Source organism: Nonomuraea turkmeniaca, assembly GCF_005889735.1.
Lineage (GTDB): Bacteria > Actinomycetota > Actinomycetes > Streptosporangiales > Streptosporangiaceae > Nonomuraea > Nonomuraea turkmeniaca.
Genome location: NZ_VCKY01000270.1, coordinates 1 through 13,336, shown reverse-complemented (window position 1 = coordinate 13,336; position 13,336 = coordinate 1). Strand labels below are relative to the sequence as shown.

Annotated in this window: 18 protein-coding genes; 7 read left to right on the top strand and 11 right to left on the bottom strand. The window is 70.2% G+C overall.

All coding sequences use genetic code 11. From position 1 onward, the window contains the following. The coding region (locus tag ETD86_RS46315; RefSeq protein ID WP_138672995.1) for a TetR/AcrR family transcriptional regulator at nucleotides 1-685 on the top strand (685 nt) is incomplete at its 5' end. Here ETD86_RS46315 and ETD86_RS46310 read toward each other — a convergent pair. The 7 genes from ETD86_RS46310 to ETD86_RS46280 all read right to left on the bottom strand — a co-directional run bounded on the left by ETD86_RS46310 (nucleotide 682) and on the right by ETD86_RS46280 (nucleotide 4,505). Continuing rightward, nucleotides 682-903 carry a GNAT family N-acetyltransferase gene (locus ETD86_RS46310; RefSeq protein ID WP_281287085.1) on the bottom strand — a complete coding sequence of 74 codons (222 nt, stop codon included), beginning with the start codon at nucleotides 901-903 and terminating at the stop codon, nucleotides 682-684. The genes ETD86_RS46315 and ETD86_RS46310 overlap by 4 nt on opposite strands. 120 nt (nucleotides 904-1,023) lie before the next feature. Continuing rightward, nucleotides 1,024-1,758 carry an alanyl-tRNA editing protein gene (locus ETD86_RS46305; RefSeq protein WP_138672994.1) on the bottom strand — a complete coding sequence of 245 codons (735 nt, stop codon included), beginning with the start codon at nucleotides 1,756-1,758 and terminating at the stop codon, nucleotides 1,024-1,026. A 16-nt stretch (nucleotides 1,759-1,774) separates the two neighbouring features. Beyond that, nucleotides 1,775-2,137: a DUF2516 family protein gene (locus ETD86_RS46300; RefSeq protein ID WP_138672993.1), complete on the bottom strand. Its 363-nt coding sequence runs from the start codon at nucleotides 2,135-2,137 to the stop codon at nucleotides 1,775-1,777. Between the two features lie 122 nt (nucleotides 2,138-2,259). Further along, complete coding sequence (locus ETD86_RS46295) at nucleotides 2,260-2,688, bottom strand: hypothetical protein (protein ID WP_138672992.1); 429 nt, start codon at nucleotides 2,686-2,688, stop codon at nucleotides 2,260-2,262. Between the two features lie 3 nt (nucleotides 2,689-2,691). Continuing rightward, the gene (locus ETD86_RS59440) at nucleotides 2,692-3,243 is read right to left on the bottom strand and encodes a helix-turn-helix domain-containing protein (RefSeq protein ID WP_281287084.1); all 552 of its coding nucleotides are present in this window, start codon (nucleotides 3,241-3,243) and stop codon (nucleotides 2,692-2,694) included. Between the two features lie 3 nt (nucleotides 3,244-3,246). Next, a complete protein-coding gene (locus ETD86_RS46285) occupies nucleotides 3,247-4,152 on the bottom strand; it encodes a M56 family metallopeptidase (RefSeq protein WP_138672991.1) in 906 nt (301 codons plus the stop codon). Continuing rightward, on the bottom strand, nucleotides 4,149-4,505 hold the full coding sequence (locus ETD86_RS46280; RefSeq protein ID WP_138672990.1) for a BlaI/MecI/CopY family transcriptional regulator: 357 nt from the start codon (nucleotides 4,503-4,505) through the stop codon (nucleotides 4,149-4,151). Before ETD86_RS46280 ends, ETD86_RS46285 begins: the two co-directional genes overlap by 4 nt. A gap of 54 nt (nucleotides 4,506-4,559) precedes the next feature. Between ETD86_RS46280 and ETD86_RS46275 the strand changes: the two genes are divergently transcribed. Further along, nucleotides 4,560-5,063, top strand: coding sequence for an O-acetyl-ADP-ribose deacetylase (locus ETD86_RS46275; protein WP_138672989.1), 504 nt, complete (start codon nucleotides 4,560-4,562; stop codon nucleotides 5,061-5,063). Between the two features lie 66 nt (nucleotides 5,064-5,129). Here ETD86_RS46275 and ETD86_RS46270 read toward each other — a convergent pair whose 3' ends face one another. Together ETD86_RS46270 and ETD86_RS46265 are read right to left on the bottom strand one after the other, a co-directional pair. Then, nucleotides 5,130-5,924 carry a class I SAM-dependent methyltransferase gene (locus ETD86_RS46270; RefSeq protein WP_138672988.1) on the bottom strand — a complete coding sequence of 265 codons (795 nt, stop codon included), beginning with the start codon at nucleotides 5,922-5,924 and terminating at the stop codon, nucleotides 5,130-5,132. Further along, a complete protein-coding gene (locus ETD86_RS46265; protein WP_138672987.1) occupies nucleotides 5,921-6,661 on the bottom strand; it encodes an SDR family NAD(P)-dependent oxidoreductase in 741 nt (246 codons plus the stop codon). The genes ETD86_RS46270 and ETD86_RS46265 overlap by 4 nt, the downstream gene beginning before the upstream one ends. Nucleotides 6,662-6,812: 151 nt before the next feature. On the opposite strand from ETD86_RS46265, the gene mshA reads away from it, so the two are divergent. Genes mshA through ETD86_RS46250 form a run of 3 tightly spaced genes read left to right on the top strand, consistent with a single transcriptional unit; the run spans nucleotide 6,813 to nucleotide 9,304 of the window. Beyond that, nucleotides 6,813-8,051: a D-inositol-3-phosphate glycosyltransferase gene (gene mshA / locus ETD86_RS46260; RefSeq protein ID WP_425465701.1), complete on the top strand. Its 1,239-nt coding sequence runs from the start codon at nucleotides 6,813-6,815 to the stop codon at nucleotides 8,049-8,051. A gap of 11 nt (nucleotides 8,052-8,062) precedes the next feature. Then, a complete protein-coding gene (locus ETD86_RS46255; RefSeq protein ID WP_138672985.1) occupies nucleotides 8,063-8,542 on the top strand; it encodes a type III secretion system chaperone family protein in 480 nt (159 codons plus the stop codon). Between the two features lie 18 nt (nucleotides 8,543-8,560). Beyond that, a complete protein-coding gene (locus ETD86_RS46250) occupies nucleotides 8,561-9,304 on the top strand; it encodes a phosphoglyceromutase (RefSeq protein WP_138672984.1) in 744 nt (247 codons plus the stop codon). A 337-nt stretch (nucleotides 9,305-9,641) separates the two neighbouring features. Here ETD86_RS46250 and ETD86_RS46245 read toward each other — a convergent pair whose 3' ends face one another. Both ETD86_RS46245 and phoU read right to left on the bottom strand, forming a co-directional pair. Further along, a complete protein-coding gene (locus tag ETD86_RS46245) occupies nucleotides 9,642-10,448 on the bottom strand; it encodes an alpha/beta fold hydrolase (RefSeq protein ID WP_138672983.1) in 807 nt (268 codons plus the stop codon). A gap of 76 nt (nucleotides 10,449-10,524) precedes the next feature. Beyond that, complete coding sequence (gene phoU, locus ETD86_RS46240) at nucleotides 10,525-11,169, bottom strand: phosphate signaling complex protein PhoU (protein ID WP_138672982.1); 645 nt, start codon at nucleotides 11,167-11,169, stop codon at nucleotides 10,525-10,527. A 124-nt stretch (nucleotides 11,170-11,293) separates the two neighbouring features. Between phoU and ETD86_RS46235 the strand changes: the two genes are divergently transcribed. Together ETD86_RS46235 and ETD86_RS46230 are read left to right on the top strand one after the other, a co-directional pair. After that, a complete protein-coding gene (locus ETD86_RS46235) occupies nucleotides 11,294-12,475 on the top strand; it encodes a sensor histidine kinase (protein WP_211370732.1) in 1,182 nt (393 codons plus the stop codon). Nucleotides 12,476-12,542: 67 nt separating this feature from the next. Beyond that, nucleotides 12,543-13,235: a response regulator transcription factor gene (locus tag ETD86_RS46230; protein ID WP_138672981.1), complete on the top strand. Its 693-nt coding sequence runs from the start codon at nucleotides 12,543-12,545 to the stop codon at nucleotides 13,233-13,235. The last annotated feature ends 101 nt before the right edge of the window (nucleotides 13,236-13,336 follow it).

Genomic DNA, 13,336 nt, shown 5'->3' with positions numbered 1-13,336 from the left:
GGCGACGCCACGTCCTGAAATTTCGGGATCTGGTCGAATGCGGGAGCGCATCGTGCGGGTGGCCATCGAGATCGCCGACGCCGAGGGGCTCCCCGACCTGACCATGCGCGCGATCGCCGACCGGCTCGGCATGGCCACCATGTCCCTCTACCGCCACATCGGCGGCAAGGAGGACCTGGTCCTGCTGATGGTCGACACGGCGATCGAGGACTTCCCGCTGCCCGCCGAGCGGCCGGCCGGCTGGCGGGCCGCGTTCGAGACGACCGCCCGCCTGCAGTGGGCCGCCTACCGGGCGCACCCATGGATGGCCGGGGTCACCTCGCTGTACCGCCCGCTGCCCTCGGCCGGTCTGATCAAGCACACGGAGTGGGTCATGGCGACGCTGGCGGGCACCCGCCTGGACGCCACCACCAAGATGCGGCTCCACATCCTGCTCTACAGCTACGTCCAGGGCATCGGCGCCAACCTCGAGCTGGAGCGGCGCGCGCGGGCCGCCACGGGCCTCACGGACGAGGAGTGGCTGAGCGGGCAGGACGACCGGATGCGCGCGATCAGCCAGTCAGGCGCCTACCCCGCCTTCGGCGAGCTCCTGGCCGATCTCGGCGACTTCGACCTCGACCTCGACCACCTCTTCGAGTTCGGCCTCGGCCGCCTCCTCGACGGCTTCGCCCAGATGATCGGCTAGGGCTGTCGCGAACGTGGACTACGGCGGCGATGTGAAGGGGTGACGGCGTGTTCGGTGAACTGGCCGCAGGAGCGGAAGCCCAGACGGCGGTAGACGGGCTCGCCGTCCGCGGATGCCTGGAGGACCGCGATGTGGTGGTGGCGGCGGGCGGTGTGCAGGGCGGCGAGCGTGATGGCGCCTCCGTAGCCGCGTCGGCGGTGGGCGGCCAGGGTGCAGATGTTGTAGAGCGGGTGTCACAGCCACTCGTTGAGGACTGTGACCAGCACGGTTGCCTCGTGGCGGCCGGCGAGCTTGACGCATCGCGTGGCCACGGCCCGGTGGCGCGGCCGGGGATCCGTTCAGTCGGAGATCTGGATCCGGAGCCGGCGGAAACCGCGGCCCTTGCTCTCGATCTTGGCGACCCTGATGTGGCCGATCTGCTTGGTCGAGGCCACGTGGGTGCCGCCGTCCGCCTGGGTGTCCAGGCCGGCGATGTCGACGATGCGCACGTCCTGAACGGTCTCCGGCACCAGGTTCGTGGCCGTTCGGATGATGTCGGGCAGGGCGAACGCCTCCGCGCGGGGCAGCACCTTCACGTCGATGCGCCGGTCGGCGACGATCTCGGCGTTGCAGGCGTCCTCCACGGCCTCCTTGAAGCCGGGAGGCACCTCGGGCAGGTTGAAGTCCATCCGGGCGCTGAGCTCGTCCATGTTGCCGCCCGTGACCAGGCACCCGTAGTCCCTGAACACGACCCCGCACAACACGTGCAGACCGGAGTGCGTACGCATGAGGGCCGAGCGGCGCGCGTCGGCCACCGCCCCCGTGACCACGGTGCCCACGGGCGGGATCGGGTCGCCCTCGGCCGGGACCAAAGAGAGATCGTCGCCCTTGCGCACGCCGACGATGCGCGTCTCCACGCCCTGCCAGATCAGCACGCCATGGTCGGCCGGCTGCCCGCCGCCTCCCGGATAGAACGCCGACTTGTTCAGCACGATCCCCTCGGGCGTCGCGTCGAGCACGACGGCCTCGAATTCCCGGAGGCTCTGGTCCGCCAGTTCCAGCCGATGGGTCCGTCCGTGGAGGTCGTAGGTCATGCCGGCAGCCTAACCGTCACCAGGGGCCGTACGGGCCGCTGTTGCCCCGGCCCATGCCCTTGACGGCCGGCTTCACGTCGACGATGTAGACGGCGGCGGCGATGACGGCCAGGATCGAGAAGAGGCCGAGGCCGATCCCGATGAACTCGACGCTGCCGACGATCATGAACGCGTTGAAGTAACTCCACGCCCCGGCGGCCGAGAACAGCGTCGCCAGCCCCGTGATGAGCAGCCAAAGCTCCTTCTTCAGCTTGCCCGCCGAGATGAACGCGTTCCCCGGCACCCGAAGCGCGTGCACGAACGCGTAGACCGACATTCCGAAGATGACGGCGGCGAGCACCAGGAAGAGAAGGTTGAAGACACCGTTGATCATATTCATGTTGTTGGCTCCGCCCAACGCCGCGATGAGATCGGCCACCAGCCTAATAGGCGCCCCGGTCGGCTGGGCACCCCGAAGCGGAAAGGCCCGCCTCCCCAAGGGAGACGGGCCTTTCCGTCATGTCAGGCCTTAGTCGTACGGGTGGTGCGGGTCGAGCGGGTCTTCTTGACCGGCTCGACCGGCTCGGCGACGGCCGGCTCGGCAGCCTCCGACACCTCTTCGAGCTCGAGCGCGGCCTCGCCCGACGCCTTGCTGACGACCTTGCGGCCGCGCGTGGCGAAGTCCTCGTAGACCTCGGTGGCCTTGTGGGTCAACTGGTCGGCGTACTCGCGGGCCTTCTCGGGGAGCTCCCTGGCGAGGCCCTCGGCCTTGTCAGCGGCAGCGCGGGTGCGCTCGGGCAGCTCCGAGACGAGCTCGTAGCGGCGGGACTGGAGCTTGCGCAGCTGCTCGGGCAGCTCGCGCAGCTTCTCCACGGCGAAGTCGCCGGCCCCGGCGACGGCGTAGAACGGCTTGGAATCGGTGAGCTTCTTGACCTCGGTGGCGAGCGTCATGGGTTAACCTTCCTTGGTTTCCTGGGTGACGTTGCCGTTGCGTGAGGTCGCCGCGTAGGGCTCAAGTGCGGCGAGAAACTCCTCGGGCAGCGGCTGCTCGTCGTCCGGTCCGGAGTCGTGCCGAGGGTGAGCGTTCTGGGAGGTTTGCTCATCCTCGGCACGCTTCTCCTTGCGGAACGACTCAAAAATGTCGATCAGCACCTGGCGTTGCCGCTCGGTGAGATTCGTGTCGGCCCTGATGGCGGTGATCACGTCGCTCGGCGGTTCGCGGTCCTCGATGAGGCCCGCCTGCACGTAGAGCGCCTGCGCGGAGATGCGCAGACCTTTGGCTATCTGGTTGAGAATCTCGGCGCTCGGCTTGCGCAGCCCGCGCTCGATCTGGCTGAGGTACGGATTGGAGACCCCGGCCGCCGCGGCGAGCTGGCGCAGCGAGATCTTCGCCTGCTGCCGCTGCTCGCGGATGTATTCACCGATCGAGCCGACTTTCGGTAGTGCCATGCCTGTAGTCTGCCTCGCGCTGCTTGCAATTGCAAACGCTGTGTTTAACAGCAGCAAGCGTTAGAGCTGGATAACCCACAGGAACGGCGCCGCGGTGACCAATGTCACAGAGAGCGCGATGTACCCGGACCGTACCGACGCGGCCAGCTCCGGACCCGGCTTGACCAGGCGGTCCACCCGCGCCATGACGTTGTGGGCGTGCAGGCCCAGCATGCCGTGCGGGGTCGGCATGGCCCCGGCCGTCCCGAACCTGAGCAGCGCCGTGGCCAGCCGGCGCGGCGAGCAGTAACGCCGGGCCCGGTCGTCGGCGGCCATCTCGACGAGCAGCTCCACCTGTGCCTGCGCGTCGGCCACGACCTTCGACCAGGGCAGCGCCCTGCGCAGCGCGGCGAAGGGCAGCAGGACCAGGTCGTGCCGCTCGCGTACGTGCGCCGCCTCGTGCGCGAGCACGGCGGTCAGCTCGTCCTGCGACAGCAGCTTGCGCGCGCCTTCGCTGACCACGACCTGCGAACGCAGCCCCGGCACGCAGTACGCCGCCGCGCTCGGATGGTCGAGCACCCGCACCCCCGGCATGGCCGGGTCGTCGTGGGCGATCAGCGCCAGCAGCATGCGGTGCCGCCGCCGCGCCCGCAGCGCCTGCACACCGGCTGTGAACAGCACCGCGACCAGCACGGCGAGCGCGGTGATGCCCGCGATCATGGCCAGCACGTGCAGCGCGTCCCAGGGGGTCTGCGGCGTCTCGCCGCGCGCGAACGCGATGAGCCCGGGCAGCACGCCCAGGCCGTAGGGCTGGACCGCGTACGCCAGCATGGCGCCGGTCGTCGCCAGGCCCCAGGCCACGCCCAGGGACTGCCAGAGAATGATGGCCAGCCGGGGCGCACGTGAGGTCCACCGGGCCGTCGTGAAACGCCAGGAGCCGACCGCGCACGCCGTGGCGAGCGCTGCCAACGCCGCTGCCGTGATCACTCTTCCTCCAGCTCCGTGAGAGCTCTGCGCAGGATCTCCGCCTCCGGTCCTGACACGGCCTGGGCGAAGCGGGTGAGGGCGGCCGATCGGTCGCCCGTCAAGTCCAAGGCTCCCAGCATAAGCTCGGCGACGTATGCGTCGCGGCTTTCCGCCGGCTGATATCTCCACGCGCGGCCGTCGCGCGTCCGCCGCAGGAATCCCTTACGGGTGAGGCGGTCGAGCACGGTCATGACCGTGGTGGGGGCGAGGTCGCGGTCGGCTATGAGCCTGCCGACCTCGCGGGCGGTCAACGCGGTGTTCTCCGCCCAGAGGATGTCCATGATGCTGCGCTCGAGTTCGCCAAGACCCTTCACGCCCTTCAGGGTAGCTCTACAACCTGTCGAGCTGGCATCCGGGATGCTGGTGAGATGGATATCACGCTGGTCCAAGGCGACATCACCGAGCAGCGGGTCGACGCCGTCGTCAACGCGGCCAACTCCTCGCTCATGGGCGGCGGGGGCGTGGACGGCGCCATTCACCGCCGCGGCGGCCCGGAGATCCTGGAGGACTGCAGGAAGTTGCGGGCCTCCCACTACGGCAAGGGCCTGCCGACCGGGCAGGCCGTGGCGACGACGGCCGGGCGGCTCCCCGCCCGCTGGGTGATTCACACGGTCGGGCCCGTCCACTCCGCGTCGGAGGATCGCTCCCAGCTGCTCGCCTCCTGCTACGTCGAGTCGCTGCGCGTGGCCGACGAGCTTGGAGCCCGGTCTGTGGCCTTTCCCGCGATCTCGACCGGGATCTACGGCTGGCCCATGGACGACGCGGCCCGCATCGCGCTGGACGCGGTGCGGCAGGCGCACACGTCGGTCGAGGACGTCAGGTTCGTCCTGTTCGACCGTGCGGCCTACGACGTGTTCGAGTCGCGGATCTAGCCGCGGGGGTCGGCCGCTTCGAGTCGCGGATCTAATCGCGGGGGTCGGCCGCTTCGAGTCGCGGGTCTAGCCGCGGGGGTCGACCGCCGACCAGGGGAGCGTCACCTCGCCGAGCCGCCACCTCGCCGGTCCGCCCAGCGGCGGGCGCGTGGGCACCGGCCAGAAGCCGGCCAGCGCCCGTACGGCGGCCAGCCACCGCTGTCGCGCCCCGTGCGCGCCATATGGGGCGCTGACCGCCCAGGCGTGGTCGAAGTCGCTCAGGAACGCATGAATCCGCTCGCCCGGGACGTTCCGGTGAATAAGTGTCTTCGGCAGCCGGTCGGCCAGATCGGAGGGCCGCTCGAAGGCGTCGAACCGGGCCGAGAACGTGATCGTCTCGGGCCCGCGGGACGACAGCCCCACCCAGACCGCCCGCCGCCCGTTCTCCGACGACGTCCCCTCGACCAGCACGCCGTACGGGGCCATCCTGCCGCGCAGCACGTCCCAGTAGTGCCAGGCCTCCGCCTCGGTGTACTGGCGCAGCACGTTGAACGCCCTGACCAGCACCGGCGGCCGGGACACGGGCAGCTCGAAGCCGCCGAGCCGGAAGCTCAGCCCCTCCCGCTCGTACGGCTTGGCCAGCGCCACCCTGGCCGGGTCGATCTCGATGCCCACCACCTCGACCCCGGGCGAGACCCGGCGCAGCCGGGTGAACAGCTCCAGCGTCGTGGCGTGCGAGGCCCCGTAGCCGAGGTCCACCACCAGCGGCCGATCGACCGCCCGCAGCCGCCGCCCGTGCACCGCCGCGATCCAGCGATCGCAGCGCCGCAGCCGGTTGTGCGCGGTCGTCCCTCTGGTGATGGCGCCGACGGGCTTGCTCACGTGACGCGGTGCACCCGGTGCTGCGCCGCCTGGGCGCGGGGACGGATGACGAGGCGGTCGATGTTCACGTGCGGGGGCCTGGTCACGCACCAGGCGATGGCGTCGGCCACGTCGTCCGAGCTCAGCGGGTCGGGCACGCCCTGGTACACGCGGGCCGCAGCCGCCTCGTCGCCCCGGAACCTGGTGACCGCGAACCCCTCGCTCTTCACCATGCCCGGCGCGATCTCCACGATCCGCACCGGCTGCCCGACCAGCTCCAGGCGGAGCGTCTCGGTCATCGACGTCTGGGCGTGCTTGGCCGCGCAGTAGCCACCCCCGCCCTCGTACGACACCAGGCCCGCCGTCGAGGTCAGCATCACCAGCACGCCGTCGCCCGACTCGATGAGCTTGGGCGTCAGGGCCTGGGTCATGCGCAGCGAGCCGAGCACGTTGACGTCGTACATCCGCTGCCAGTCCTCGACGCGCCCGTCCGCGACCGGCTCCAGGCCGAGCGCGCCGCCGGCGTTGTTGACCAGCACGTCGCAGCGGTCGAGCGAGGCCGCCAGCGCGTCCACCGACTCCTGCGAGGTCACGTCGAGCGTCACCGCCCTGATCAGCGGCTCGTCCGCGGCCAGCTTGTCCAGCCGCTCGCGCCGCCGCGCACCCGCCACCACCTCATAGCCCTCGGCGGCGAGCCGGCGCGCTGTCGCCTCGCCGATTCCGCTGCTCGCCCCGGTCACCACAGCCGTCTTCCGCATGGAGTCATCCTGCCAGTCCACCTGCCCCGACCCCGGGCTAGGCCCCCGGCGTGACCTTCTGTCGGGAATGTCGGAAAAATCTGCGTGGTTATACCGTTCTTGGAGGTGGTGTCGAGTGAGGCGACGGGTCAGCCGGGTCGCGACCATCAGCATGCACACATCGCCCCTGGACCAGCCCGGAACGGGCGACGCCGGGGGCATGAACGTGTACATCGTCGAGTCCGCCAAGCTGCTGGCGCAGCTGGGCGTGGAGGTGGAGATCTTCACCCGGGCGACCGCCCGCGACCTGCCACCGGTGGCCGAGCTCGCTCCTGGCGTCCTCGTCAGGCATCTGACCGCGGGGCCGTACGAGGAGATGGACCGCGCCGACCTGCCGGGGCAGCTGTGCGCGTTCCTGTCCGAGGTGCTGCGCACCGAGGCCATGTACGACCCCGGCCGCTACGACGTCATCCACTCCCACTACTGGCTGTCCGGCCAGGTCGGCTGGCTGGCCAAGGAACGCTGGGGGGTGCCGCTCGTGCACACCATGCACACCATGGCCAAGGTCAAGAACCTCCTGCTCGCCGCCGACGACAAGCCCGAGCCGCAGGCCCGCGTGGTCGGCGAGGAACAGGTCGTGGAGATCGCCGACCGCCTCGTGGCCAACACCGCCGACGAGGCCAACGAGCTCATCGACCTGTACGGCGCCGCCGAGGAGCGCGTCGCCGTCGTCAACCCCGGCGTCAACCTCACCGTCTTCCGGCCGGGCTCGCAGGCCGCCGCCCGCGACCGGCTCGGCCTGCCGCTGGGCGCGCACGTGCTGCTGTTCGTCGGCCGCATCCAGCCGCTCAAGGCCCCCGACGTGCTGCTGCGCGCCGCCTCCAGGATGATCATCGAGGATCCGTCGCTCCGCGAGCGTCTGGTGATCGCCTGCGTCGGCGGCCCGTCAGGCAACGGCCTGGCCAGGCCGTCCATCCTCACCGAACTGGCGGCCGAGCTGGGCATCTCCGACGTCGTACGCCTCGTGCCCCCCGCCTCCCAGCACGAGCTGGCCGACTGGTACCGGGCGGCCTCCGTCACCGTCGTGCCCTCCTACAGCGAGTCGTTCGGCCTCGTCGCCCTGGAGTCCCAGGCCTGCGGCACACCTGTGGCCGCGGCTGCCGTCGGCGGCCTGCGCACCGCCGTCCGTGACGGCGTCTCGGGCCTGCTCGTGGACGGCCACGACCCGGCCGAATGGGCCCAGTCCCTCCGCAGCTTCATCACCGCGCCGCACTGGCGCGACCAGCTCTCGCACGGCGCCCGCACGCACGCTGCCGCCTTCGGCTGGCAGGCCACCGCGTCGCGGCTCATGGAGGTGTACGCGGGCGCCATCGCGAACCTGCACAAGACGCCCGTCGCCGTGAATCTGTAACGTGCACTTCTATGCGCGATGTCGTCGAAGCCGCGCTCAAGGCCGCGGAGGTCTCGTACGACGAGCCGCGGCCGGGGGCGTTCCTCGCCAAGCTCCCTGGCCAGCACAAGCTGGCCACCATGACGTGGCTGATCGTGGGGGAGCGGGCGCTCCACGTGGAGGCGTTCTTCTGCCGCCAGCCCGACGAGAACCACACCGAGTTCTACCGCTGGCTGCTGGAGAAGAACGGCTCCATGTACGGGGTGCACTTCTCGCTCGACCCCGTTGGTGACGTGTATCTCGTGGGCCGGATGCCGCTGTCCGCCGTCACCGCGGAGGAGGTGGATCGGCTGCTCGGGTGCGTGCTGACGTACTCGGACGACTGGTTCGACCGGGCGCTGGAGCTGGGATTCGCCTCCTCGATCAGGCGGGAGTGGGCGTGGCGGGCCAAGCGGGGCGAGTCGCTGGCCAACCTCCAGGCATTCGCCCGCTTCGCCGACCCCGACCGCTGAATCCGTACCATTGGGGTCATGGCGACTTTGGTGCTGCTACGGCACGGCGAGAGTGACTGGAACGCTAAGGGTCTGTTCACTGGTTGGGTGGACGTGAGCCTCTCGGCCAAGGGCGAGGACGAGGCCCGCCGCGGAGGCAAGCTCCTCCTGGACGCCGGGCAGCGCCCGGACGTCGTCCACACCAGCCTCCTGACCCGGGCCATCCAGACGGCCCAGTTCGCGTTGGGGGAGGCCGACCTGCTCTGGCTGCCGGTCAAGCGCAGCTGGCGGCTCAACGAGCGCCACTACGGCGCGCTGCAGGGCAAGAACAAGGCGCAGACGCGCGAGGAGTTCGGGGACGAGCAGTTCATGTTGTGGCGCCGCTCGTACGACGTGCCGCCGCCCCCGATCGCCGACGACGATGAATACTCCCAGGCCGGCGACCCCCGCTACGCCCTCCTGCCGCCCGAGCTCATGCCGCGGACGGAGTGTCTGAAGGACGTGGTCGACCGCATGCTGCCCTACTGGTACGACGAGATCGTGCCGGACCTGGCGGCCGGGCGGACCGTCCTGGTGGCGGCGCACGGCAACTCGCTGCGCGCCCTGGTGAAGCACCTGGACGACGTCAGCGACGAGGACATCGCCGGGCTCAACATCCCGACGGGGATCCCGCTGCTCTACGAGCTGGACGCCCAGTTCCGGCCGCTGCGGCACGGCGGCGAATACCTGGACCCTGAGGCCGCCAAGGCCGCCATCGAGGCCGTGGCCAACCAGGGCCGTTGAAGGTAGCGGCGCTCCAGGCCGACCTGTCCTGCCACGCGGGCGGCGGCCTGGGCGCGCCCCTCGACCGGTGCGCGCGGGAGGGCGTCGACCTGCTCGTCCTCCCGGAGTGTTACTTCGGCGGCGATGGCCCGCGACGGCCGCCTGCACGGCGTCCCGCCTCCTGGCGTTGGCGGGCGCCCGCGTCCTGGCGTGCCCGCTCAACAACGACCTGCCCGCGGACGTCACGCGCCGCCGGCGAGCCGGCCCTGCCCGCGGACGTCACGCCCCGCCGGCGAGCCGTCCCTGCTCGTGGCCGACATCGAGCCGACAGGCCCGTGGGCTGAGCCGCAGTCCGGGATCAGCCCGCGAGCACCTTCCGCAGCACGTCCGCGCACTCCGCCGGGCGCTCGATGAAGCCGCCGTGGTCGCCGGGGAACTCGACGGGCGGCGTGCCCAGCAGCTCGGCCAGCGCGATCGACGTCCGATAAGTGACGAGATTTCCGGACTTGATCCCGATCCCGACCACGACCCGGGCCGGACCGGCCGTCAACGTGGCGGCGTCGGGCACGTACCGGGTGGTGCCGCGGAGCTCGTGGAGGAAGAAGCGAGCGCTGTTGGCCAGGTCCTGCGGCGAAGGCTCCTCCGGCCCGGCGGGCGCGCCCTCGGCCTCCAGGTCGAAGCCCGCAGTGATCATGAATTTCATCCAGGCCGCCCCGACCCCGTCCCGCCGGTAGGTCTCGATGATGTCCTCTACACCGGCCCGCCGCTCGACGGCGTCCGGCAGCAGCTCCAGGAGGGGAGGCTCGTGCGCGACGAGTGTACGCACCCGGCGCGGATGCCGCTCGACCAGCGCGAGCCCGGTCACCGCGCCGCCGCTGCTGCCGAACACGTCGGCGGTCTCGGCCCCGAGGGCGTCCATGATCGCGGCGACGTCGTCGGCCCGCAGCTCGGGCGTGGAGTCCTGCTCGGGGTCGTCGAGCGTGCTGCCGGAGATGCCCCTCGGATCGAGGGTGACCACGGTGTGGTCGCTCGTGAGCGCATCGGCGAACGGCGCGAACGCCGCGGCGTCCATCGGCGATCCGATGACGAACAACAGGGGGCCCGCGCCGCGGACCTCGTAGCGGAGATGCGCGCCGGGCACGTCGAGAGTATGGCTGGTGGCCATGCCGGTCATCCTTCCTTGCGGGTGTGTCGCAGGTAGGACTCCCGGCGGCGGCCGAAATCGTCGCGGTCCGCGGAAATCAGGTCGGTCGGGTGCCGGTCACCAGATAGACGACGTCCTCCGCGACCCGGACCGCGTGGTCGGCGTACCGCTCGTAGTAGCGCCCGATCAGCGTGATGTCGATGGCCGACTCCACCCCGTGCTTCCAGTCCTTCGCCAGCAGGAGCCGGAACAACTTCCGGTGCAGCCGGTCCATCGCGTCGTCGTCCTGCGGCAGCTCCAGCGCCGACTCCACGTCGCGCGACGCCACGCAGCTGCCGGCCTTGGTGACGATGTTCTCCGCGATCTGGCCCATCTCCAGGATCGTGGCGCGCATCTCCGGCGGGATCGCCGATTCGGGGTGGCGCAGCCGGGCCACCTTGGCGACGTGCACCGCCAGATCGCCCATGCGCTCCAGGTCGGTGCCCATGCGCAGCGCCGTGATCATCGTGCGCAGGTCGATCGCGACCGGTTGTTGCCTGGCCATCAGGTCGAAGATCGTCGACTCGACCTCCGCGAACAGCGCGTTCACCTCGTCGTCCCGGGAAATGACGTTCTCGGCGAGCGGGAGATCGGGGTCGAGGAGGGCCGTGGTGGCACGGGAGATGGCCGAGCGGACGAGCCTGGTCATCTCGACCAGCTTGTCCGTCAGCCCGTCGAGTTCTTCGTGATAGGCGTCGCGCATGTCGCCACCGTACGTGTCGTTCTATGAACGAACTCCAACAGCTAAATGAACTTTCCAGGAAAGGGACCTTCATCCCCTGATGAGGGGGTCTGTCCCTTGGAAAACGCCGCCTACCATCGGAGGCATGAGTGAGTTGGCCATGAGCTTCGCGGCCCTGGCCGGGTTCGTCGTGGGCGCCCTGGCGGTCCTGTTCTACCGAAACCAGATCGAGGCTCCGAGCCGCACCACCGAGACCGACAGTGTGGAGACCGGCTCCGCGCTGCCGCAGGGCGTGGCCTCCGTCCTCGCCGTGCTCCCTTCCTCCGCCGTGGTGCTCGACGCGCACGATCGCGTGCTCCGCGCCAGCTCGGCGGCGCGGGCGTTCGGCCTGGTCAAGGGGGATCGGCTGATGGCCGCCGAACTGCTCGCGCTGGCCCGCCAGGTACGCCGCGACGGCGAGATCCGCGAGAGCGAGATCGACGTCGCAGGGCACAAATTCGGTCAGGAGACCACCAACTTCGCGGTACGCGTGGCGCCACTCGGCACCTACGGCCAGGTGCTGGTGCTCGCCGAGGACCAGACCGAGCGGCGCAGGGTCGAGGCGGTGCGCCGCGACTTCGTCGCCAACGTCAGCCACGAGCTGAAGACCCCGGTCGGCGCGCTGAGCCTGCTGGCCGAGACCATCCAGGACGCCGCCGACGACCCCGAGGCGGTCACCCGATTCGCCGGGCGCATGCAGCACGAGGCGGCCCGGCTCAACTACCTCGTCCAGGACCTGATCACGCTCAGCAGGATCCAGGGCGCCGAGCCCATCCCCACTCCCGGCCAGGTGTCGATCGACGAGGCGGTGCACGACGCCATCGACCACTGCAACACCAAGGCGGTGGCCAAGGACATCACGCTCGTCTCCGGCGGCACCGAGGGCCTGCGCATCTGGGGCGACGACGAGCTGCTCGTCACCGCGCTGCGCAACCTCATCGACAACGCCGTCGCCTACAGCCCCGAGCACACGAGGGTCGTGGTCAGCGTCCGCCCCGCGAACGACTCCGTGGAGATCAGCGTCAGCGATCAGGGCATCGGCATCCCCGAGGAGGCGCTGGAACGTATCTTCGAGCGCTTCTTCCGCGTCGACGCGGCCAGATCCCGGGCCACCGGCGGCACGGGACTCGGCCTCGCTATCGTCAAGCACGTCGCCGCGGCGCACGCCGGCGAGGTGTCCGTATGGAGCAAGGAAGGGTCCGGCTCCACCTTCACGCTCCGCCTGCCCGCCTTCGGCGGTACGGCGGTGGCCGTACCACCCTCGATTCCCCTGGAGACTGCCTCGTGACTGAGCGAAGCGAAGGAACCAATGAACACAGCACCCTTCGGGTCATGATGCCGACGAAGGCGGCGTCATGACCCGAGTACTGGTCGTCGAGGACGAGGAGTCCTTTTCCGACGCCCTGTCCTACATGCTGCGCAAGGAGGGCTTCGAGGTGTCGGTCGCGGCGACCGGGCCCGAGGCGCTCGACACGTTCGACCGCAACGGCGCGGATCTGGTGCTGCTCGACCTGATGCTGCCGGGTTTGCCCGGCACGGAGGTGTGCCGTTCCCTCCGGCAGCGCTCCAGGGTCCCGGTCATCATGCTGACGGCCAAGGACAGCGAGATCGACAAGGTCGTGGGCCTCGAGCTGGGCGCCGACGACTACGTCACGAAGCCGTTCTCCTCGCGGGAGCTGGTCGCCCGCATCCGCGCCGTGCTGCGCCGCCAGGGCGACGTGGTGGAGGAGCTGGAGACGGCGGTGCTGGCCGTCGGCCCCGTACGCATGGACGTCGACCGGCACGTCGTGGCCGTGCGCGGGGATCAGGTGCAGCTGCCGCTGAAGGAGTTCGAGCTGCTGGAGGTCCTGCTGCGCAACGCCGGCCGGGTGCTCACCCGCGGCCAGCTCATCGACCGCGTCTGGGGCGCCGACTACGTGGGCGACACCAAGACGCTGGACGTCCACGTCAAGCGCCTGCGCGCGAAGATCGAGTCCGACCCGTCCAATCCGCGCTGCATCCTGACCGTGCGCGGCCTGGGCTACAAGTTCGACGCGGTGGAGGACTGAAAAACCCTTGTTCCGGTACGTCTTTTACCGTACCGGAACAAGGGTTTTTCCGTGTCTTTAGTGAGATTCCTCGGCGTGCGCGGACGGCGTCGGCGTGGGCG

Bases quoted from the DNA above. Each gene is read 5' to 3' on its own strand.
- ETD86_RS46305 (WP_138672994.1), bottom strand. From the start codon at position 1,758: ATGACCTACGACCTCCACGGACGGACCCATCGGCTGGAACTGGCGGAC.
- ETD86_RS46300 (WP_138672993.1), bottom strand. From the start codon at position 2,137: ATGAATATGATCAACGGTGTCTTCAACCTTCTCTTCCTGGTGCTCGCC.
- ETD86_RS46295 (WP_138672992.1), bottom strand. From the start codon at position 2,688: ATGACGCTCGCCACCGAGGTCAAGAAGCTCACCGATTCCAAGCCGTTC.
- ETD86_RS46275 (WP_138672989.1), top strand. From the start codon at position 4,560: ATGGATATCACGCTGGTCCAAGGCGACATCACCGAGCAGCGGGTCGAC.
- ETD86_RS46265 (WP_138672987.1), bottom strand. From the start codon at position 6,661: ATGCGGAAGACGGCTGTGGTGACCGGGGCGAGCAGCGGAATCGGCGAG.
- mshA (WP_425465701.1), top strand. From the start codon at position 6,813: ATGCACACATCGCCCCTGGACCAGCCCGGAACGGGCGACGCCGGGGGC.
- ETD86_RS46255 (WP_138672985.1), top strand. From the start codon at position 8,063: ATGCGCGATGTCGTCGAAGCCGCGCTCAAGGCCGCGGAGGTCTCGTAC.
- ETD86_RS46250 (WP_138672984.1), top strand. From the start codon at position 8,561: ATGGCGACTTTGGTGCTGCTACGGCACGGCGAGAGTGACTGGAACGCT.
- ETD86_RS46245 (WP_138672983.1), bottom strand. From the start codon at position 10,448: ATGGCCACCAGCCATACTCTCGACGTGCCCGGCGCGCATCTCCGCTAC.
- phoU (WP_138672982.1), bottom strand. From the start codon at position 11,169: ATGCGCGACGCCTATCACGAAGAACTCGACGGGCTGACGGACAAGCTG.
- ETD86_RS46235 (WP_211370732.1), top strand. From the start codon at position 11,294: ATGAGTGAGTTGGCCATGAGCTTCGCGGCCCTGGCCGGGTTCGTCGTG.
- ETD86_RS46230 (WP_138672981.1), top strand. From the start codon at position 12,543: ATGACCCGAGTACTGGTCGTCGAGGACGAGGAGTCCTTTTCCGACGCC.